At 68.5% G+C, this 21392-nt stretch carries 18 protein-coding genes; 9 read left to right on the top strand and 9 right to left on the bottom strand.

Annotation, left to right across the window (positions count from 1 at the left end):
• Positions 1–27: 27 nt before the first annotated feature.
• The gene (locus QMX79_RS00905) at positions 28–1830 is read right to left on the bottom strand and encodes a monovalent cation:proton antiporter-2 (CPA2) family protein (protein ID WP_282243452.1); all 1803 of its coding nucleotides are present in this window, start codon (positions 1828–1830) and stop codon (positions 28–30) included.
• A 296-nt stretch (positions 1831–2126) separates the two neighbouring features.
• Between QMX79_RS00905 and mgtE the strand changes: the two genes are divergently transcribed.
• Together mgtE and QMX79_RS00895 are read left to right on the top strand one after the other, a co-directional pair.
• Positions 2127–3497: a magnesium transporter gene (gene mgtE, locus QMX79_RS00900; protein WP_282243450.1), complete on the top strand. Its 1371-nt coding sequence runs from the start codon at positions 2127–2129 to the stop codon at positions 3495–3497.
• A gap of 128 nt (positions 3498–3625) precedes the next feature.
• A complete protein-coding gene (locus QMX79_RS00895) occupies positions 3626–6355 on the top strand; it encodes a bifunctional acetate--CoA ligase family protein/GNAT family N-acetyltransferase (protein ID WP_282243448.1) in 2730 nt (909 codons plus the stop codon).
• A 233-nt stretch (positions 6356–6588) separates the two neighbouring features.
• Here the strand turns inward: QMX79_RS00895 and QMX79_RS00890 are convergent, their stop codons facing one another.
• A complete protein-coding gene (locus QMX79_RS00890; RefSeq protein WP_282243446.1) occupies positions 6589–7074 on the bottom strand; it encodes a hypothetical protein in 486 nt (161 codons plus the stop codon).
• 178 nt (positions 7075–7252) lie between these two features.
• Here QMX79_RS00890 and QMX79_RS00885 point away from each other — a divergent pair, with 178 nt between their 5' ends.
• Positions 7253–7951, top strand: a complete 699-nt coding sequence (locus tag QMX79_RS00885) for an alpha/beta hydrolase (protein WP_282243444.1) — start codon at positions 7253–7255, stop codon at positions 7949–7951.
• Positions 7952–8200: 249 nt separating this feature from the next.
• On the opposite strand, the gene dkgB is transcribed toward QMX79_RS00885, so the two are convergent.
• Entirely contained in the window at positions 8201–9004 is an 804-nt protein-coding gene (gene dkgB / locus QMX79_RS00880) for a 2,5-didehydrogluconate reductase DkgB (protein ID WP_282243441.1), read from the bottom strand.
• A 69-nt stretch (positions 9005–9073) separates the two neighbouring features.
• Positions 9074–10288: an MFS transporter gene (locus QMX79_RS00875; RefSeq protein WP_282243439.1), complete on the bottom strand. Its 1215-nt coding sequence runs from the start codon at positions 10286–10288 to the stop codon at positions 9074–9076.
• A 106-nt stretch (positions 10289–10394) separates the two neighbouring features.
• Between QMX79_RS00875 and QMX79_RS00870 the strand changes: the two genes are divergently transcribed.
• The 3 genes from QMX79_RS00870 (at position 10395) to QMX79_RS00860 (ending at position 12718) form a co-directional block, all read left to right on the top strand.
• A complete protein-coding gene (locus QMX79_RS00870) occupies positions 10395–11297 on the top strand; it encodes a LysR family transcriptional regulator (protein ID WP_282243438.1) in 903 nt (300 codons plus the stop codon).
• A gap of 70 nt (positions 11298–11367) precedes the next feature.
• Complete coding sequence (locus QMX79_RS00865) at positions 11368–11820, top strand: Rrf2 family transcriptional regulator (RefSeq protein ID WP_282243437.1); 453 nt, start codon at positions 11368–11370, stop codon at positions 11818–11820.
• Positions 11810–12718 carry an NAD(P)/FAD-dependent oxidoreductase gene (locus QMX79_RS00860; protein WP_282243435.1) on the top strand — a complete coding sequence of 303 codons (909 nt, stop codon included), beginning with the start codon at positions 11810–11812 and terminating at the stop codon, positions 12716–12718. Before QMX79_RS00865 ends, QMX79_RS00860 begins: the two co-directional genes overlap by 11 nt.
• A gap of 51 nt (positions 12719–12769) precedes the next feature.
• Here the strand turns inward: QMX79_RS00860 and QMX79_RS00855 are convergent, their stop codons facing one another.
• On the bottom strand, positions 12770–13723 hold the full coding sequence (locus QMX79_RS00855) for an aldo/keto reductase (RefSeq protein WP_282243433.1): 954 nt from the start codon (positions 13721–13723) through the stop codon (positions 12770–12772).
• 172 nt (positions 13724–13895) lie between these two features.
• Between QMX79_RS00855 and QMX79_RS00850 the strand changes: the two genes are divergently transcribed.
• Positions 13896–14747 carry a methyltransferase gene (locus QMX79_RS00850; RefSeq protein WP_282243431.1) on the top strand — a complete coding sequence of 284 codons (852 nt, stop codon included), beginning with the start codon at positions 13896–13898 and terminating at the stop codon, positions 14745–14747.
• A 128-nt stretch (positions 14748–14875) separates the two neighbouring features.
• Positions 14876–15412, top strand: coding sequence for a pseudouridine synthase (locus QMX79_RS00845; RefSeq protein ID WP_282243429.1), 537 nt, complete (start codon positions 14876–14878; stop codon positions 15410–15412).
• A 60-nt stretch (positions 15413–15472) separates the two neighbouring features.
• Here the strand turns inward: QMX79_RS00845 and QMX79_RS00840 are convergent, their stop codons facing one another.
• Positions 15473–15862, bottom strand: coding sequence for a hypothetical protein (locus QMX79_RS00840; RefSeq protein ID WP_068854427.1), 390 nt, complete (start codon positions 15860–15862; stop codon positions 15473–15475).
• Between the two features lie 144 nt (positions 15863–16006).
• The gene (gene hrpB / locus QMX79_RS00835; RefSeq protein WP_282243425.1) at positions 16007–18511 is read right to left on the bottom strand and encodes an ATP-dependent helicase HrpB; all 2505 of its coding nucleotides are present in this window, start codon (positions 18509–18511) and stop codon (positions 16007–16009) included.
• A gap of 81 nt (positions 18512–18592) precedes the next feature.
• On the opposite strand from hrpB, the gene QMX79_RS00830 reads away from it, so the two are divergent.
• Positions 18593–19408: a TatD family hydrolase gene (locus QMX79_RS00830; protein ID WP_282243423.1), complete on the top strand. Its 816-nt coding sequence runs from the start codon at positions 18593–18595 to the stop codon at positions 19406–19408.
• 165 nt (positions 19409–19573) lie between these two features.
• On the opposite strand, the gene QMX79_RS00825 is transcribed toward QMX79_RS00830, so the two are convergent.
• Positions 19574–20443: an epimerase gene (locus QMX79_RS00825; RefSeq protein ID WP_282243421.1), complete on the bottom strand. Its 870-nt coding sequence runs from the start codon at positions 20441–20443 to the stop codon at positions 19574–19576.
• Positions 20444–20445: 2 nt separating this feature from the next.
• Positions 20446–21384, bottom strand: a complete 939-nt coding sequence (panE, locus tag QMX79_RS00820) for a 2-dehydropantoate 2-reductase (RefSeq protein WP_282243419.1) — start codon at positions 21382–21384, stop codon at positions 20446–20448.
• Positions 21385–21392: the final 8 nt, after the last annotated feature.

The raw sequence follows: 21392 nt of genomic DNA, 5'->3' as shown, positions 1-21392 counted from the left end.
AGGTGACGACCGTTGGTCGTCATCGGGTCAATCGCGGCGTTCGCCCTCTTCCTTTCCGTCGCGACTCGCATCAGCCTCGAACAGGTGCATCAGGTCTGCACGTGCATCGCGTGAGGTCTGGATCACCGCCGCCTCGTCGTCGTAGACCAGGTACTGGTCGCGCAGCAGTTTCTCGTCATGTTCTCGGAAGCGCTCCACGTGGGCGCGCGCGGTCTCGGTCGGGATCCCGAGCGCGGTCAGCACCCGCTCGCTCATATCCAGGCTGGTGCCGAATACCTCGCGGAACGGCTCGGCCGACATGTCCATCAAGCGCCACGCATGCTGGCGGTTGCGCGCCCGGGCCAGCACCACCGCATTGGGGTACATGCGCCGGATCAACCGCGTAGCGCGCATGTTCGCCTCCGGGTCGTCCAGCGTGATCACGAACACGCGCACGTTCTCGCCGCCCGCCGCGCGCAGCATCTCGGGGCGGGTCGGGTCGCCGTAGTAGAGCTTGTTGCCGAAGCGGCGCAGGTCCGACACGGTGTCCGGGTTCGCCTCCAGCGCCACGAACGGAATCTTCTGCGCGGTCAGCAGGCGCGCCACCACCTGGCCGAAACGGCCCATGCCGGCAATCATCACGGTGATCCCGTCGCCGCCGTTGTCCACCTTGTCGGCCGGCGGCTTGTCACCGGCCGGCGCATGTTCTCTGCCGAGCAGGCGCAGCAACGCGATCATCAGCAGCGGCGTGAGCCCCATCGACAGGCCCACGATCGCCACCAGCCGGTCGTGGTTGGCGTCACCCAGCAGATGCACGCGCTGCGCCTCGTTGAACACCACGAACGCGAACTCGCCGCCCAGCCACAGCACGCTGCCCAGCATCAGCGCGTGCCGCGTACTCAGCCGCGCCACCTTGCCGATCCCGAACAGCAGCCCGAACTTGACCACCAGCAGCGCCGTCACGCCAATGGCGATCAGCGCCGGTTCGGCCACCACGCGGTCCAGGTCGATGCCCATGCCCACCGCGATGAAGAACAACCCCAGCAGCAGGCCCTTGAACGGTTCGATCTGCGATTCCAGCTCGTGCCGGAACTCCGAATCCGACAGCAGCACCCCGGCCAGGAACGCGCCCAGGCTCGGGCTGAGCCCCACCTCCTGCATGAACCAGGCCGTGCCCAGCACCACCAGCAGCGCCATGGCCGTGAACACTTCCGGGCTGCGCGTGCGCGCGATGATGTTGAACAGCCGGCGCAGCACCGGCCGCCCGCACAGGATCACCACCGCCAGCGCGCCCAGCGCGATCGCCACGTCATCCCACTGCAGGGTCTGGTTCTTGGCCCCGCCCAGCAGCGGAATGGCGGCCAGCAGCGGAATGGCGATCAGGTCCTGGAACAGCAGGATGGCAAAGCCCAGCCGCCCGTAATCGCTGTTGATGCCCTTGTGTTCGGACAGCAGCTGCAGGCCCACCGCGGTGGACGACAGCGCCAACGCGATACCCACGATCAGCGCGGCCTTCCACTGGAAGTGGTCCAGCATCAGCAGGCTGCCCAGCACCAGCGCGCTCAGCGCCACCTGCGCCGCACCCGCGCCGAACACCGAACGCCGCATCACCTTCAGGCGCGTGGGCGACAGTTCCAGGCCGATCACGAACAGCAGCATCACCACGCCGATCTCGGCCGCGCCCAGGATCCGGTCCGCGTCCTGCACGAAACCCAGACCATCCGGGCCCAGCACCACGCCGGCGGCCAGGTAGCCCAGCACCGCGCCCAGCCCGAGCTTCTTGAATACCGGCACCGCGATCACCGCGGCCAGCAGCAGCACCAGGGCCAGTTCCAGGGCACCGCTATGCATGGGGAATCCCGTGTGTCGAAGCGTCGGCCCGTCGCCGGCGGCTCATTATGCGGCCGCGCGCGTCAATGACCTTCAACCTCACCCGAATGCCGGCGGGGCAGGGGTTGACCCCGCCTGCCCACGGGTCCAGACTCCGCCGGCGCCGTTCGGTGGCGCAAACACCCATCCGGAGTCCTCAACCCATGTCCAGCGACAGTAGAAGTCGACCTTGCTCGACGCCAGCGATGGCCACCGCCTGACACGGGACGGTTCGCCAGCGTTGGCGTCGCGCGAACGCGATCCACAAGGCGAACCCCATGAACCAGAAAGACCTCCTGCGCCCGGTGGCGGATGCCGCCGCCCTGAGCGCACCCCTGCAGGACTTCAACACCGCCGACGCGGTGGAATACCTCAACACCCTGGAGCTGTCGCGCGCCGCCGACACCCTGGCCGCGTTGCCGTTGCCGCGCGCGGTGAAAATGCTCGAGCAGCCCGAGCTCACCCGCAGCGGCGACCTGGTCGCCACGCTGCCGGTGGCCAAGGCCGCCGCGCTGCTGGGCCTGATGGCCGACGACCGTGCCACCGACATCGTCCATGAGCTGGACGAGGACGAACGCGCACGCCTGATCCCGCTGCTCAGCGCCGATTCGCGCCAGGCCATCCAGCAGCTGCTCAGCTACCCGGCGCACACCGCCGGCGCGCTGATGACCACCGAATTCGTCAGCGTGCCCGCCGACTGGACCGTGGGCCGCACCCTGCAGCACATCCGCGAAGTCGAGCGCACCCGCGAGACCGTGTACGCCATCTACGTGCTCGACCCGGCCACCCAGGCCCTGCAGCAGGTGGTCACCATGCGCCGGCTGATCACCGGCCTGCCGGACGAGCCGATCCTGGAGGTGGCCCAGGTCAACCCGCCGGTCACCGTCGATGCCATGCTCGACCAGGAAGAAGTGGCGCAGCTGATCCGCCGCCACGACCTGCTCGCCATTCCGGTGGTCGATGCCCGCCAGCAGGTGCTGGGCATCGTCACCGTGGATGACATCCTGGATGCGCTGATCGACGAATCCACCGAAGACGCGCACAAGTTCGGCGGCATGGAAGCGCTGGAAAAGCCGTACATGCAGATCGGCTTCTTCGAGATGCTGCGCAAGCGAGCCGGCTGGTTGAGCGTGCTGTTCCTCGGCGAGATGCTCACCGCAAGCGCCATGCAGCATTACGAGGACGAGCTGGCCCGCGCCGTGGTGCTCACGCTGTTCATTCCGCTGATCATGAGCTCGGGCGGGAACTCCGGTTCGCAGGCCACCTCGCTGCTGATCCGCAGCCTGGCGCTGCGTGAACTGCGCCTGCGCGACTGGTGGAAGGTCGCCCTGCGCGAAGTGCCCACCGGCATCACCCTGGGCGCCATCCTCGGCGTGCTGGCGATGATCCGCATCGTGTCCTGGCAGCTGCTCGGCCTGCACGACTACGGCGAGCACTGGCAGCTGCTGGCGCTCACCATCGGCGCGGCGCTGGTTGGCATCGTCACGTTCGGCTCGCTGTCCGGCTCGATGCTGCCCTTCATCCTCAAGCGCCTGGGCTTCGACCCGGCCAGTGCCTCGGCGCCGTTCGTGGCCACCCTGGTCGACGTCACCGGCCTGGTGATCTACTTCAGCATCGCCGCGATGATCCTGGGCGGCACGCTGTTGTAAATGGCCCTGTCGCCACGCCGCATGCGGCGTGGCGTTGCGGCCGTAACCGATCGCTTGCGCCAGATCATCCCAACGCGACCGCCAGCCGTGTACCGTGTCACCACGTGTCCCGGTGACTGTTCGACCCCATGAGCACCTACCACCTGCAATCCGTATTCCGCCCGCAGTCGGTGGCCGTCGTCGGCGGCAGCCCGCGTGAGCGTTCCGCCGGCCGCGCGGTCATGCGCAACCTGCGCGCCACCGGCTTTCCCGGCAAGGTCGCCTGGATCAACCCGCGTTACGGCGAAATCGACGGCATCAGCACGGTCAAGCGGCTCAAGGACCTCGACTGGGTGCCCGAACTCATCGTCATCACCGCCCCGGCCAGCATCGTGCCGCAGGTGGTGGCCACCGCCGCCGAACGCGGCGTGGCCGCCGCCATCATCCTCACCGCCAACCTCGGCCATGGCCCGGGATCGCTCAGCGAACAGGTCGAAGCCGCCGCACGGCCCAAGGGCCTGCGCATCCTCGGCCCGCATTGCCTGGGCGTGATCGCCCCGCACGCGCGGCTCAACGCCAGCATCGCTGCGCACTTCCCCCAGGCCGGCGACCTCGCACTGATCTCCGAATCCAGCGCCATTGCCGCTGCCCTGGTCGAATGGGGCGTAGCGCGCTCGGTCGGGTTCTCCGCCGTGGTCTCGCTGGGCGACGCGCTGGATGTCGACTTCGGCGACCTGCTGGACTACTTCGCCACCGATTACCGTACCCGCGCCATCCTGCTCTACGTCGAACACATCCGCGACGCGCGCAAGTTCATGTCCGCCGCGCGTGCCGCCGCGCGCGCCAAGCCGGTGGTGGTGGTCAAATCCGGCCGCCACATCCGCATCGATCCCGACGGCGACACCCACGTGCAGGCGCTGGCCAGCTCCGACGCGGTGTACGGCGCCGCGTTCAACCGCGCCGGCCTGCTGCGGGTGAGCGCGCTGGACGAACTGTTCACCGCCGCCGAAACGCTTGGCCGCCTCGGTACGTTCCCGGGGCGCCGGCTGGCCATCCTCAGCAACGGCGGCGGGGTGGGGCGCTTGGCCGTGGACCAGCTGCTGGCGCTGCGCGGCAGCCTGGCCGAACTCTCGCCCGGTACCATCGCCGAACTCGATGCCGTGTTGCCCGAAGGCTGGTCGCGCAGCAATCCGGTCGACATCGTGGTCGACGCAGACGGTGATCGCTACGCCGCCGCCATCGACGCGCTGATGTCCGACACCGGCAACGACGCGGTGCTGGTGGTCAACGTCCCGACTGCGTTTACCTCATCGGCAGACGCCGCACAGGCGCTGACCCGCACGCTCGGCCTGCGCCCGCGCCACCACCGCGACAAGCCGGTGTTCGCGGTGTGGCTGGGCAACGACGACCGTGCCACTGCCACCCTCAACGCCGCGCGGGTGCCGACCTACCCGACCGAGGCCGAGGCCGTGCGCGGGTTCCAGCACCTGGTGCGCTACCGCGATGCGCAGGCGGCGCTGATGGAAACCCCGCCCAGCCTGCCGCAGGATTTCGTGGTGGATACCGCCGCCGCGCGCGCCATCGTGGATGCAGCGCTGGCTGCCGGCCAGCAGTGGCTGGATCCCATCGCCACCCACCAGCTGCTCTCGGCCTACGGCATTCCCTCCGCGCCGGTGATGCAGGCGCGCGACCCGCATGAAGCCATGGACCTGGCCCAGCCGCTGCTGGAGCAGGGCGCCACGGTGGCGGTAAAGGTGTTCTCAGCCGACATCCCGCACAAGTCCGATGTCGATGGCGTGCGCCTCAACCTGGGCAGCCTGCAGGCAGTACAGGCCGCCGCCAGCTCCATCCTTGCGCGCGCCCATGAGATGCGCCCCAACGCGCGCATCGACGGCGTGCTGGTGCAGCCCACCATCGTGCGGCCCAAGGCGCGCGAACTGATCGCTGGCATCGCCGACGACCCGACCTTCGGCCCGGTGGTGGTGTTCGGCCGCGGGGGCACCGCCGTGGAAGTGATCGATGACAAGGCGCTGGCGCTGCCGCCGCTGGACCTGCGCCTGGCCCATGAGCTGATCGGCCGCACCCGCGTGTCGCGCATCCTCAAGGCCTATCGCGACGTGCCCGCCGCCGACGAGCGTGCCGTGGCGCTGATCCTGGTCAAACTGGCGCAGCTGGCGGCCGACATTCCCGAAGTGCGCACGCTGGATATCAACCCGCTGCTGGCCGACCGCGAGGGCGTGATGGCGCTGGACGCGCGCGTGGCCATCGCGCCGTCGCGCAAGCTGCACAAAGGCCGTGGCCATCCCCGTTTCGCGGTGTTCCCATACCCCAAGGAGTGGGAACGCACCATTACCCTCTCTGACGGTGCCCCTGCCTTCGTACGCCCGGTGCGCCCGGAAGACGACGCGTTGTTCCGCGCCTTCTTCGCTCGCGTCACCGACGACGACCTGCGCCTGCGCTTCTTCCAGTCGGTGAAGCATTTCAGCCACGAGTTCATCGCGCGCCTGACCCAGCTCGACTACGCCCGTTCCATCGCGCTGGTGGCGATCGACCCGCGCAGCGGCGACATGCTCGGCGCCGTGCGCCTGCATGCGGATGCGGATTACGACCGCGGCGAGTACGGCATCCTGATCCGCTCCGACCTCAAGGGCCACGGCATCGGCTGGCGCCTGATGACCATCATGATCGAATACGCCCAGTGGCTGGGCCTGAACATCGTCGAAGGCCAGGTGCTGCGTGAGAACAGCACCATGCTGGCGATGTGCCAGAGCCTGGGCTTCAAGACAAAACTTGACCCCGACGACCCCACGGTCATGGTGGTCACCCTGCCGGTGCAGGACGCCAAGGTCGCGTTGCCGCCCGAAGGCGTCACCCACTGACAACCGGAACCGCGCCAACGCATCCGAATGGGTTGGCGCGGTAGGGTCGGTTCCCAAACGACCGCCGATGAATGTGATCGGCACGGTGACGCATGACCTGCACCGGAGAGACGCCTTCGTTGGAGGTCATGCGTTACCGAACGTTGCGTGCGTATCGGCAGTCGTTCGGGAACCGACCCTACCGTACGCACGACCAAACGGCACCGTGCGCGATGCACGGTGCCGCGTGCATGTCAGGGTGTCGGCGGCGGTGTGTCAGTCCCTCGGGTCAGAAAGATCGCCGCGTGTTGGGAAATCCTCGGGTCCTCCGGATCTCGCGCGAGAGCGGCGTTGGTCAGCATCGTTTCGTAGGCCAGCAAGCCTGCGTTGAACTTCGCATCGTCAGGTGCAGGAAGGCTTGCGATCAACGCCTGCCCGCGCTCGGTTGTCTCGGGATGCTGGGCAATGAACGCTTGCAACGGGGTCTTGCCGATGGTGCACGGGCTGGTGATGTAAAGCAGCTGTTGGCCCAATGCCTGGAACCGCTTTTCACCGGTATCCATCTCCAGGATGCTCGGCACCAGCGTCGTGTGTACGCCGCCGTAATAGGCCAGCTCCCGCTGCACGATGGTTTCCAGCGGCAGCGCGGCAGCTTTCGCCGGTGCACTGGGCGCACCCGGGGTGCTGGTGGACGTCGTGGTGGGCGTGGCAGCGGCGGTGATACCGGGAATGGAATCCATTCAGGGCTCACTGGAAAGGGAAGGGCCTGAGCCTAGCCAGCCGGGTGCACCGGACTGGTACTGAGTCACGCTACTGCCCCAAGTGCCTGTTTCATGGGGCGCCCCTGCTTTTCGACCCTGCAACACACCGGGCCACACACGACACTCCAAGGCCACCCGGATCGCGGACAATAACGGCATGACCGATCGTGTACCGCTGTTGCTGTTGCCCGGCCTGCTCAACGACGCCGAGCTCTGGCGCGGGCAGATCGCCGCGCTCTCCAATATTGCCGACTGCAGCGTCGGCGACCAGACCCGTGGCGAAACGATGCAGGCCGTGGTCGACGACGTACTGGCCAACGCGCCGGAACGCTTCGCCCTGGCCGGCTTCTCACTGGGCGGCTTCGTCGCCCAGCAGATCCTGCGCACGGCCCCGGAGCGGGTACTGCGGCTGGCGCTGATCGACACCTCGATCCACGCCGACTCGCCCGAGCGCGCCGCCCAACGGCAGTCGCAGCGATCCAGCGTGCGCTTGCCCGGCACCTTCCATGGCTTCGGCGACAAGCTTATGCGCAGCTACATCGATGCCTCGCGGCTGGACGACTACGTGCTGGTCCAGCGCGTGCGTGACATGACCGCGCGTCTGGGCGCCGACGTATTCCTGCGCCAGAGCGCGTTGGATCGCGTTGACGGCCACGACGTACTGGCCGGCTACCGCGACCCGCTGCTGATCCTCTGCGGCGCCAACGACCGCATCACCCCGCTGGCGATCAGCAAGGAGATGCATGCCCTGGTCCCCGGCTCAACCCTGGTGGTGCTGCCCGATTGCGGCCACCTCGCCCCCATGGAAAAGCCCGAGGAAGTAAGCGCTGCCATGCGCGAGTGGTTGTTGGCCTGAGCGGCGGGCGCGGGCCCATCCTGCACCGCGCGCCGGGTATCCGGTCTGGATGCTGTTGCCGCTCTCGGCGGTAGGGTCGCATCCCAATCGACCGCCGATAACGGTGCCACGTTCTGTTGTGGCATGACCTCCGTCGAAGAAGCGCGCTTCGGCAGAGGACATGCGTTCGCCGCGCCCATCATCGTGGTCGGCGGTTGATCGGGATCCAACCCTACCAATCCTGGCGTCCGACGTTCACTGAGCGATCGATCAATCCCAGGCCGGTGCGATACCTTCCGGGTTCGCCAGGCGCTGACCGCGATCCAACGTGGCGATCTGTGCCATGTCCTCATCGCTCAACCGCAGGTCCGCCGCCAGCAGGTTGCTGGCCAGGTTCTCGCGACGGGTCGACGACGGAATCACCGCAAAGCCCTGCTGCAGCGCCCAGGCCAGCGCGACCTGCGCCGGGGTGGCATCGTGGCGTTGGGCAATGGCCTGGATCACCGGGTCCTTCAACACCTCGCCATAGGCCAGGCTCATGTAGGCCGTCACATGGATGCCCTGCTCGCGCAGGAACGCGATCAATGCACGGTTCTGCAGGTACGGATGCACCTCGATCTGGTTGGTCGCAATCGAATCGGCACCGAGGATCGCAATCGCCTGGCGGGTGAGGTCGATGGTGAAATTGGAAATGCCGATCTGCCGGGTCAGGCCCTCGGCCTTGGCCTGCGCCAGCGCGCCCAGGTATTCGGCCATCGGCACCGCGTCATTCGGCGACGGCCAATGGATCAGGGTCAGGTCCACATGGTCGGTGCGCAGCTTGCGCAGGCTCTCGCGCAGGCTCTCCAGCAGCGCATCGTGCTGGAAGCTGGCAATCCAGACCTTGGTCGTGAGGAACAGGTCCTCACGCGCCACGCCCGACTCGGCGATGGCCTGCCCGACCTCGGCCTCGTTGCCGTAGATCTGCGCCGTATCGATGGCGCGGTAGCCCACGTCCAGCGCGTTGCGGACCGAATCAATGACGGTCTGGTCCTTCAGGCGGAACGTGCCGAGGCCAAATGCGGGAATGCTCATGAAAAAACTCCTTCGGTGGGGGAAGTGCAGGCTACGCCGTGCACCGTTAAACGAATCAAATGAGAAGGCTCAATGGGCGGCGGCCACCACGCCCTCGGCGCGGTCCTCGATCCCGTCGCGCCGGTCCAGCCGCCCGCTCAGCACGGTCAGCCCCAGCGCGCCCAGCACCACCAGCGCACCCAGCCACGGCGTGTGCATCAGGCCCAGGTGATCCACCACCAGCCCGCCCAGCGAAGCACCCATTGCGATGCCCACGTTGAACGCGGCGATGTTCAGGCCAGAGGCCACGTCCGCCGCCTGCGGCGCGAACCGCTGCGCCTGCTTCACCACATAGACCTGCAGCCCCGGCACATTGCCGAACGCCACTGCGCCCAGCGCCAGCACCGTCAGCAGCACCAGCCAGGTGTTGTGCGCGGTGAAGGCCAGCGCGAACAGCACCAGCGCCAGCAGCCCGAAGATCAGCTTCAGCGCCGGGATCGGGCCACGGCGGTCGGCCAGGCGGCCACCCCACAGGTTGCCGATCGCCACCGACACGCCATACACCAGCAGCACGCCGCTCACCGCGTTCGGCGAGAAACCGGTGACGTCCTGCAGGATCGAGGCGAGATAGGTAAAGGACAGGAACGTACCGCCATAGCCCAGCGCGGTGATCGCATACACCAGCAGCAGGCGTGGCTGCGCCAGCACCGAGAGCTGCTGGCCGAACGTGGCCGGCTCGCTGCGCTGCAGGTTGCGCGGCACGAACAGCAGGCTGCCGATCAGCGCGATCACGCCCAGCGCCGCTACGGCCAGGAAGGTGGCGCGCCAGCCCAGGTGCTGGCCGATGAACGTACCCAGCGGCACCCCGGTCACCAGTGCCACGGTCAGCCCGGTGAACATGATCGCGATCGCGCTGGCCGCCTTCTCCTTCGGCACCACCGAGGTGGCAATGATCGAGCCGATGGAGAAGAACACGCCATGCGCCAGCCCGGTCAAGACCCGCGCCACGATCAGCGAGCCGTAGCTGGGCGCCATCCAGGCAATCACATTGCCCAGGGTGAACAGCACCATCAGCGCCACCAGCAGGGTCTTGCGCGGTACCCGGCCGGTCAGGGCGGTCAGCACCGGCGCGCCGACTGCCACGCCCAGCGCGTACAGCGAGACCAGCAGGCCCGCGGAAGGCAGGGAGACGCCGAGATCGGCGGCAATGGTCGGGATCAACCCGACGATGACGAATTCAGTGGTGCCGATGGCGTACGCACCCAGCGTAAGCGCCAACAGGGCCAAGGGGATGCCACGGGACATGAGCGTTACCGGTGGAAGAAGAAGGTGCGCAGTCTGCGCGCCGCACTCTTGCTGAAAAACCGGTCTTCACGCCAATGACTCTTGCTTCATGGTCAATAATGGGCCCATGAAGACCACCCTCGATGAAATGCAGGCGTTCATCGCCGTGATCGACAGCGGTTCGATCACCGCCGCCGCCGAAGAACTCGGCCAGACCACCTCCGGGGTCAGCCGGGCCCTGGGCCGGCTGGAGGAAAAGCTGGGTACCACGCTGCTGACCCGCACCACCCGGCGGCTGCAGCTCACCGAGGAGGGCGACGCCTTCCTGGCCCAGGCCCGCGCCATCGTGGCCTCGGTGGAGGCGGCCGAAGAGCAGATGACCGCGCGGCGCCAGCGCCCGGCCGGCCGCCTGCGCGTGGATGCGGCCACCCCGTTCGTGCTGCATGTGATCGCCCCGCTGGTGGCCGGCTTCCGCACGCGCTACCCGGACGTGCAGCTGGAGCTCAACAGCAGCGAGCGCTACATCGACCTGCTCGAGCGCCGTACTGACGTGGCCATCCGCATTGGCCCGCTGGCTGACTCCACCCTGCATGCGCGCCCGCTTGCGCACAGCCGCCTGCGGGTGCTGGCCAGCCCGGCCTACCTGGCCGAACACGGCACCCCGAAAACAGTGGAGGACCTCGACGGCCACGCGCTGCTGGGCTTCAACGAGCCCGACTCGCTCAACCACTGGCCGCTACCCGGGCGCACCGACGCGCTGCTGCACATCCGCCCGGCGGTGGCGGTGTCCAGCGGCGAAACCCTGCGCCGGCTGGCGCTGGAAGGGGCGGGCGTGGTCTGCCTGTCCGACTTCATGACCCATCGCGACCGCGACGCGGGCACGCTGGTGCAGGTGCTGCCGGCGCTGACCGTGGAAGTGCGCCAGCCGATCCACGCCGTGTACTACCGCAACACCGCCGTGTCGGCGCGCATCAGCAGCTTCCTCGATTACCTCGCCGAATCCATGACCGGGCAGGCGTTCCTCCGCTGAGATCCGTGCATGGGCCGGCCAACGGCCGGCGCTACCCCTCGCCGGCTAAGTATGTAACTATTGGTGTTACATGAAATCCAGCAACCAGTTCTCCGACGCGCTCCACATCATGGCCCACCTGGTCGGCCAGGACGGACCGCGCACCTCCGAACAGCTCGCCACCTGCCTGCCGACCCATCCGGTGGTGATCCGCCGCCTGCTGGCCGCGCTGCAGAAGGGCGGCCTGGTACATACCGCGCGCGGCCATGGCGGCGGCAGCCAGCTGGCGGGCGACCCGGCGACCATCACCCTGCACGACGTCTATCTCGCCATCGGCTCGCCGGCGCTGCTGCACACCGGCGCGCGCGAAACCGGGCGCGGCTGCCCGGTGCAGAAGGTGGTCAACGCCGCGTTGGACGAAAGCTACCAACAGGCGCAGGCGCTGCTCGAACAACGCCTGCATGCCACCACGCTGGCCACCTTGGGTGACGCCTTTGCCCAGCACCTGGCCCAGCACACCACGGGAGTTCCGCATGACCTTTGATGCCGTGATCGTCGGCGGCAGTTTCGCCGGCCTCTCCGCCGCCATGATGCTGGCGCGCGCGCGCCGCAGCGTGCTGGTGATCGACAGCGGCCTGCCGCGCAACCGCTTCTCCAGCCACTCGCACGGGGTGCTGGGCCTGGACGGCATCTCCGGCGGCGACCTGCTGCGCCAGGCCAAGGCACAGCTGCTGGATTACCCCAGCGTGCGCTGGGCCAATGACACGGCCACCGACGCGCAGCCCACCGTGGATGGTTTCGCGGTGAGCACTGCCGCCGGTGATACGTGGGCGGCGCGCAAGCTGCTGCTGGCCACCGGCATCCGCGATGTGTTGCCCGAGCTGCCCGGCCTGGCCGAGCGCTGGGGCCACAGCGTGCTGCACTGCCCGTACTGCCACGGCTACGAAGTGGGCGGTGGTGCGATCGGGCTGCTGGGGGGGCATCCGATGTCGCCGATCATGGCCGGGCTGATCGCCGACTGGGGCCAGGTCACCTTCTTCACGCAGGGCATGGCGCTGGATGACGAGCAGCTGGGCACGCTGCAGCGGCGCGGCGTGCAGATCGAAACCGAAAGGGTCGTGGCACTGGAAGGCGACGCACCGCAGTTGAGTGGGGCGCTGCTGGCCGATGGACGCCACATCGACCTGCGCGCGCTGTTCGTCAGTGCGCGCCAGGAGATGGGCTCGGCGCTGGTGAAGCAGCTCGGCTGTGAGCTGGAGGAAAGCCCGGTGGGCGTGCTGGTGCGGGTGGATGCGCAGAAGCAGACCAGCGTTCCCGGCGTCTACGCCGCAGGCGATGCAACCTTGATGGGCAACATCACGCTGGCCAGCGCGGAAGGTGTACGCGCCGGGGTCAGCCTGCATCACGAACTGGTCGCCGAGGATGGCGCTGCACTGGGGTGATACGGAAACGGCCACCCCGGGGTGGCCGTTCGTTGAGGTGTCCGCGTCGAATCAGGCGGCGCTGGCGCTTTCCAGCTGCGCGATGTCTTCGGCGGTCAGGCCCACCTGGGCGGCAGCGAGGACGTCGTGCAGCTGTTCCACGCGGGTGGCGCTGACGATCGGCGCGGTGATGCCCGGGCGGGCGATCAACCACGCAATGGCAACCTGGGCGGGGGTCGCGTTGTACGTGCCGGCCACGTCGTCCAGCGCCTGCAGGATGCGCAGGCCGCGCGGATTGACGTACTTGGCCACCACGCTACTGCCGCGCGAGCTGCTCTTGGCCGCATCGTCGGCACTGCGGTACTTGCCGCTGAGGAAGCCGCTGGCCAGCGAGTAGTAGCTGATCACGCCCAGCCCATGCTCGCGCGCCACCGCTTCCAATCCGCTTTCGTAACCGGCGCGGTCATACAGGTTGTACTCCGGCTGCAGCGTCTCGTAGCGGGGCAGCTTGTAGTCCGCCGATACCTTCAATGCAGCCTGCAGGCGCTCGGCGCTGTAGTTCGAGGCGCCAATCGCGCGCACCTTGCCCTGTTCGATCAACCGGCCGAACGCGGCCAGCGTGGTTTCCAGCGGGGTGGACTCGTCATCCTCGTGCGCCTGGTACAGATCGATCACATCGGTCTGCAGGCGGCGCAGCGAATCTTCCACCGCCGCGTTGATGTTGTCGGCGGAAAGCCCGGGGTGTTCGGCCCACTTGGCCACCTTGGTGGCCAGCACCACCTTGTCGCGCTTGCCGCTGCGCTGGAACCAGCGGCCCAGGATCGTTTCCGATTCGCCGCCCTGGTTGCCCGGCACCCAGGCCGAATACACGTCTGCGGTATCGACCAGGCTGTAGCCGGCATCGACGAACGCATCGAGCAGGGCGAACGAGGTCTTCTCGTCCGCGCCCCAGCCGAACACGTTGCCGCCGAACGCGATGGGAAGCACTTTCAGGCCGGAACGGCCGAGTTCGCGCGGTGCAGTCATGGGCAATCCTCCAGTCAAATCCAATGCCACAGCATAAGTCCCTGTCCATGACACCGCTGCGGCGCGGGCCACAAAACAGTGTTCCGCTTCGCTGCACTGCACTAACGTTTTGTGAACACCTTTGACATCGCGGCTGCTAGGCTCGCCGCATCCCGCCACCGTAGGTGATCCGATGAAAGCCCGTTCGCTCAGCTGTGCCTGCCTGTTTACCGTCTCCACGCTGCTGCTTGCCGCTCCCGCCATGGCGATCAAGCCGGCCGGCCCCAATGCCCAGCCGGCCATCACCGCCGCCGTCCAGGCTGCGGTCGACGGCAAGGGCCGCACCCCGGACAACGTGAAGCGCGATGCCTACCGCCACCCGGCGCAGACGCTGTCGTTCTTCGGCGTGGAACCGGGTAAGACGGTGGTGGAAATCACCCCCGGCGGCGGCTGGTACTCGGAAATCCTCGCCCCGCTGCTGCGCGACAAGGGCACCTACGTGGCCGCCGTGGTCGATCCGCAGGCCGTGGCCGAAGGCAAGGGCCGCGATTACCAGCAGCGCGGCAAAGACGGGCTGGAAAAGAAGTTCGCCGCCGCCCCGGCCCTGTATGACAAGGCAAAGGTCGTGGGCTACGACCCGAACGCGCCGAAGTTCGGCGCCGACAACTCCGCCGATGTAGTGCTGACCTTCCGCAACGTGCACAACTGGCGCAGCGCCAACCAGGCCGAAGGCATGTTCAAGGGCTTCTACAGCGTGCTCAAGCCGGGCGGCGTGCTCGGCGTGGTCGAACACCGCGCCAAGGCCGACGTGCCGGCCGACGACAAGAGCGGCTACGTGGGCCAGGCCCAGGTCATCGCCATGGCCGAAGCGGCCGGCTTCAAGCTGGCGGGCAGCAGCGAGATCAACGCCAACCCGCGCGATACCAAGGACCACCCGAACGGCGTGTGGACCCTGCCGCCGGTGAACAACCATGACGCCGCCGATGATGCCAAGTACAAGGCGATCGGTGAAAGCGACCGCATGACCCTCCGCTTCGTGAAGTAACCCGGTCGCACCGCGGTGTGTGGCGACCGTTGGTCGCCACACCCGGTAGGTACCGACCGTTGGTCGGTACCACGGCGTCCGAAGCCGTGTAATGGGACAATGACACCTCGTCACCCACGTCCCGCCCCATGCTCATCGCCATCAACAAGCCCTTCAACGTCCTGTGCCAGTTCACCGACAGCAGCCAGCCGCCACGCGCGACCCTGGCCGGGTTCGGCCTGCCACCCGATGTGTACGCGGCCGGGCGGCTGGACTACGACAGCGAAGGCCTGCTGCTGCTCACCGACGACGGCAGGCTCGCGCATCGGCTGACCGATCCGCGCCACAAGGAAGACAAGACCTACTGGGTGCAGGTGGAGGGCACGCCGACCGACGAGCAGGTGCAGGCATTGCGCAGGGGCGTGCAGTTGAACGACGGCCCGACGTTGCCCGCGCGCGTGGACCATCTGGAAACCCCGACCCTGTGGGAACGCACGCCGCCGGTGCGGTTCCGCAAGACCGTGCCCGATGCCTGGCTGGCCATCACCCTGCGCGAAGGGCGCAACCGCCAGGTGCGGCGGATGACTGCGGCGGTGGGCCTGCCTACGCTGCGGCTGGTGCGCGTGGCGATGGGCCCGCACCGCCTGGAGGAACTGCAGCCGGGCCAGTGGCGGCGGATCGATTGATCCAAACAAAAACCGCCGGACATGCCGGCGGTTTTCGTCAACTGCAACGTACCTGATGGATCAGGCGTCGCTGCCGATATCGCTGTGCTCATCCACCACCGTGGTGTTGCGGCGGTTGCGCGCGCTGATGCGCTCGGCCTGCCCATTCACCACGCTGCCGTTGGCCAGCTTCTTCTTCTGCTGCTTGCGGTACAGCGCATAGCCCAGCAGGCCTACGCCGACTGCCGCCACGGCAATGGTCGCTGCCGGATTGCGGCGCACGGCCTTGGCCGCCACCTTGCTGCCGGTCTTCACCGCGCCCAGCGCCGCACCGGTCTTGATCCAGTCCGTTGCCTGCGGGCCGAGGTGGCGCAGGTTGCTGCCGGCGTGCTTCAGGCCGTCGCCGGCGCTGCTTGCCAGATCCAGTGCACGCTCCAGGGCGCGGTCGGTAATCACGGTCAGTCTGCTCATTGGGGGGTCCTTTGCCTCGGTTCGGAATCCAGTGTCGCGCGGAGGCCGTGTAGGGCGTGTTATCCGCCAGCCACGGTCTGGTCACGACGATAACCAATCCGCGCGATCCATTCAGGTGGGCAGCCGTCGTGCGGTCAGCCGGCGTTAGGTCCCGCGCGGCTTGGCGCGATGGGTGGCGCTGGCCGTCCACGGATCATCGGGCCACGGATGCCGCGGGTAGCGCCCCTTCATTTCCTTTTTGACTTCGGCATAGGTGTTGGCCCAGAAGTTGCGCAGGTCCCGGGTGACCTGCAGCGGGCGCCCACCCGGCGAGAGCAGGTGCAGCGTGAGCGGCACGCGCCCATCGGCGATGCGCGGCGTATCGGCCAGCCCGAACAGCTCCTGCAGCTTCACCGCCAGCACCGGTGGCTGCGGCGTGCTGCCATCGGCCTCCACCGCATACGTGATCGGCCGCTCCATGCCCGACGGCACCGCAATGCGCACCGGCGCATGTTTGTCGATCAGCTGGCGCTGCGCCCACGGCATCGGCGACTTCAGCGCCTCGCCCAGGCTGGATTCATCCAGCGCATCCAGCCGCGTCCTGCCATTGAACGCCGGCGTCAGCCATGTCGTGAGCGTCTCCATCAGCGCCGCATCCGACACATCCGGCAGTTCCAGCTCCGGCATCCACGCCCGCAGCGAAAGTGCTCGCGCCTGCCACTGGCGCAGGCCGTCAGTCCACGGCAATGCCTCCAGTCCCAGCTCGCGCACCGCCTCGGTCAGCGCCTGTGCGGCCTGGGCCGGATCCACCCGCCCGGCCGAGCGGCTGTCCAGCACGATGCGGTCGAAGCGGCTTTCGCGGCGCGCCACCAGCGCCCGCTTGTCCGCGTCCCAGCGCACCACGTCCTCCTGCTGGAAACGCTGCGGGAAATCCCGGCGCAGGCGGTTCTCGTCCACCGGCGCGGCGCGCTGCAGCAGCGCATCGCGGGCTTCGTAGCGCAGTTCCACCGCCACCAGCCACGGCTCACCGCGCAGGTCGCTGGGGTCGAACAGCCGCGCGCTGCGCCCATTGGCCAGCAGGTAACGCAGCGGGTCGGTGGGATGCCGCGCCGCGATCCGGTCCGGGAAGGCGTGCGCCAGCAGGTCGCCCAGCTGGTGGGCCTCCACCGACGGCGGCGGCGCGGTGTCGCAGCGCAGGCGCCGCCGCCATTGCTTGCTGGCCGCATCGATGGCCGCCAGCGCGCCGCGATTGGCATCCTGCGGCACGCGCCCCTGCCGGAATGCGGCCAGTGCCCGCCACCGCGCGGCCAGTGCATCGCCGCCCTGGCGCAGCGGATCACGCGCTTCCACCAGCGCGGCCAGGTCGCAGGCCAGCGCCTGCTCGGTACCGTTGCCGGCCGCCAGCAGCATTGCCGACAGCCGCGGGTGCGTGCCCAGCGTGAGCATGCGCCGGCCCAGTGCGGTGAGCGTGCCGGTGTCGCTCAGCGCACCCAACCGCTGCAGCAGCTCGCGCGCGGCGGCCATCGCGCCCACCGGCGGCGCGTCCACGAAGCGCAGGTCCGCGCTGCCCCATGCCGCCAGCTCCAGTGCCAGCGCGGCCAGCTCCACCTGCGCGATCTCGGGCCGGCGCTGCGCTTCCAGCCGCTGCGACTGCGGCCACAGCCGCCACGCCCAGCCTTCAGCCACGCGACCGGCACGGCCGGCGCGCTGGTCGGCCGAGGCCTGTGCGATGTTCACCACATCCAGCCGCGAAAAGCCGCTGTTGGGGTCATAGCGCGGCTCGCGCGCCAACCCCGCATCCACCACCACGCGCACCCCCGGCAGGGTCACCGAGGATTCGGCCACGTTGGTGGCCAGCACCACCCGGCGCTGGCCCTGCGGATCGGGCTGCAGCACGCGCGACTGCTGCTCCACCGGCAGCTCGCCGTGCAGCGGCAGCACCTGGACATCGGCGGGCAGCGCCTGCTCCAGCGCCGCCTGGGTGCGCGCGATCTCGCGCTGGCCGGGCAGGAACACCAGCACGTCGCCAGGGTGCTCGGCCAGGGCCTGCTCCACCGCGCGCCGTGCCTGCGCTTCCAGCGATTCATCGCGGCGGGCCGGGAAATGGCTCACCGCCACCGGGAAGCTGCGCCCGGCGCTGCTCAGGCGCGGCGCCTCCAGGAACTGCGCCAGCCGCTCGCCATCCAGCGTGGCCGACATCACCACGATACGCAGGTCCTCGCGCAGCTGCGCCTGCACATCCAGCGCCAGCGCCAGCCCGAGATCGGCGGCCAGGTGGCGCTCATGGAATTCATCGAACAGCAGCGCGCCCACGCCTTCCAGCATCGGGTCGTCCTGTAGCATGCGGGTCAGGATGCCCTCGGTGACCACCTCCACCCGGGTGCGCGCCGACACCTTGTTCTCGAAACGGATGCGGTAGCCCACCGTGCCGCCGACCTCTTCCCCCAGCTGCCGCGCCATGAACTGCGCAGCGCTGCGCGCGGCCACCCGGCGTGGTTCCAGCATGATGATCTTCCGGCCTTCCAGCCACGGCGCGTCCAGCAGCGCCAGCGGCACCTGGGTGGTCTTGCCTGCGCCCGGCGGCGCTTCCAGCACCAGGCGCGGGTGCGTGGCCAGCTGCGCGGCGATCTGCGGCAGCAGCTCGGAAATCGGAAAACTCGGCCTACTCATGGCGCAAGGATACGGGCCGGCGGCGGGGCCGGCGAGCCGGCCGGGCTACAATGCCGCGATTCATTGCCCTGTAGCTGCCCCATGCAACTGATCGATATCGGCGCCAACCTCACCCACGATTCCTTCGACCGCGACCGCGACGCCGTGCTGGCCCGCGCCCGCGACGCCGGCGTGGTGCAGATGGTGCTGACCGGCGCCAGCCGCGAGCATTCGCCGATGGCCCTCGATCTGGCGCGGCAGCACCCGGGCTTCCTGTATTCCACCGCCGGCGTGCACCCGCACCACGCGGTGGAATACACCGACGAATGCGATGCCGAAATGCGCGCGCTGCACGCGCATGCCGAAGTGGTGGCCGTAGGCGAGTGCGGCCTGGATTATTTCCGCGATTTCGCCCCGCGCCCGGCCCAGCACCGCGCCTTCGAGCGCCAGCTGCAGCTGGCCAGTGACGTGCGCGCCGCCGATGGCCAGCGCAAGCCGCTGTTCCTGCACCAGCGCGACGCGCATGCCGATTTCATGGCGCAGATGAAGAACTTCGACGGCCGCATCGGCGCCGCCGTGGTGCATTGCTTCACTGGCGAGCGCCAGGAGCTGTTCGATTACCTGGACCAGGACTGGTACATCGGCATCACCGGCTGGCTGTGCGACGAGCGCCGTGGCGCGCACCTGCGCGAGCTGGTCAAGCACATCCCGGCCGAGCGGCTGATGATTGAAACCGACGCGCCGTACCTGCTGCCGCGCAGTTTGAAGCCGATGCCGAAGGACCGGCGTAATGAGCCGATGTTCCTCGCGCATATAGTGGAAGAGCTGGCGCGGGATCGCGGCGAGGATGTGGAGCTGACCGCAGCGAATGCGACGGCAGCGACGCGCGCGTTCTTCCGCCTGCCAGACGCGCGCTGACCCGGGCCTGCCGTATCGCTGCCCTGGTAGGGTCGCATCCCGATCGACCGCCGATACCCATAGGTACACCGTCGAAGGCATGACCTGTGGCGAAGGCACGTCGCCGGAAAGGTCAATGCGTCAAAGCACCGATCACCGCTATCGGCGGTTGTTTGGGAACCAACCCTACCGGATGGCGTCCTGCAGCCCTTCGCGGTAGGTGGCGAACTTCGGCTTCCAGCCCAGCGCTTCGCGCGTGCCCCGGCTGTCGATACGTTTGTTGCTGGCATAGAACCGGCGCAACGCCGGGCTTACCAACGGGTCATCCCATGCCACCGCAGGCGGTAGGGCAAACCCACCCAGCTTCGCCGCGAACGCCAGCACCTCCTGCGGCGCGGCCGGCTCATCATCGACGGGCAGATACAGCGCCTCACCCGGGCGACCCATCGCCGCGACAACCACCGCTGCCAGATCCTCCACATGCAGCCGGTTGAACACCAACCCGGGCCTCACCACATGCCGCGCCCGCCCTTCCGCCAGCTGCACCAGCGCATTGCGCCCGCGCCCATAGATCCCCGGCAGGCGGAACACGGCAGACGCCACGCCCTTGTTCCGCGCGAACCCGCGCCACTGCGCCTCGGCCAGCAACCGCCGCCGCGCCGTGTCATCCACCGCATCGGCCACCGACGACGCGTCGATCCAGCCGCCATCGCGGTCGGCGTACACCGCCGTTGAAGAGAGATAGCCCACCCAGCGAAGTGCCGGGCTCTCCCGCAACGCCGCAGCCACCAGCCGCAATGCGGGATCGCCGGCATCATCGGGCGGCACCGTGCAGATCACGGCCTCCGCGCTGCGGATAGCCTCGCGCAGCGCATCATCAACAGGCTGCCCCGCCACCAACCGGTGGCGGACAACACCATCATCGGGCGCCGCCTCCGGCGCCCGCACCGTGCCGCTGCAGGCCACGCCCTGCGCCCGCAACAGCGCCGCCACCTGCCGCCCGCTGTACCCAAGCCCCAACAGTAGAACCCGCGTCGGTGCAGCGCCGGCAGCCATGCTCAGCCCGCGCGCTGGCGCTGGTAAGCCTGCAGGTGCGCATACGCCACCGCCAGCAGCGGTGCCGCCTGGCCGGCCGCGCGTGCCCGCACCCGCATGTCGCCCACGATCTGCTCGGCCTCCACCTGCTGGCCGGCCTCAAGATCGCGCAGCATCGACGCCTTCAGCGCCGAGCCTTCCTGCGTGGTCGCGGCCAGTGCCACCGCCTGCGCCTTCTCCGGAATCGGTTCACCCGCCGCCTCGGCCACCGCCAGGCATTCGGCATACAGCCCGCGCACGATATCCGCGCCATCATCCGTGGCCACGATCGTGCCCACATCCGCCCGCATCAGGCAGGTTGCCGCCGCCAAGGTGGTCAGGAACGTGTACTTGATCCACTGCTCCTGCCCAATGGCATCGCTGGCCACATGGTCCACCCCGGCCTGCACGCACGCCGCCGCCAGGGCCAGTACCCGCGCACTGCTGCCCGGCGTATCACGCTCGCCAAAGGTCAGCTTCGCCGCCGGGGCCAGATGCAGCACCGCGCCATCGGCCGCCTTGGTCGCACTGATGAAGCACAGCCCCCCCAGCACCGCGTCGCGGCCAAAGCGCGCATCCAGTGCCGCGTAGTGGCGCAGCCCGTTGAGGATCGGCAGCACCGTCGTACGCGACGACACCGCAGGTGCAATCGCCTCGATGGAGCTGTCCAGGTCGTAGGCCTTGCAGCTCAGGATCACCAGATCGAAGGGTTGCTCCGCGGCAAGCGCAGGCAGTGCATCGGCAGTGACGTGCGCGACCGGGAAGGTTGCGTCACCCAGCGGGCTGCGAATCACCAATCCTTCGCTGTCCAACTGTGCCGCGCGGGCAGGACGGACCAGGAAGGTAACGTCCACACCCGCCTGGGCCAAACGACCGCCGAAGTAACCGCCAGTGCCACCGGCGCCAAGTACAAGTATGCGCATGCCTCTCT

Source organism: Stenotrophomonas sp. PS02300 (assembly GCF_029959395.1).
In the GTDB taxonomy this organism is placed as follows: domain Bacteria; phylum Pseudomonadota; class Gammaproteobacteria; order Xanthomonadales; family Xanthomonadaceae; genus Stenotrophomonas; species Stenotrophomonas maltophilia_AD.
Note: the sequence above shows the minus strand (reverse complement) of the source record. Positions and strands in the feature narration are given on the sequence as shown.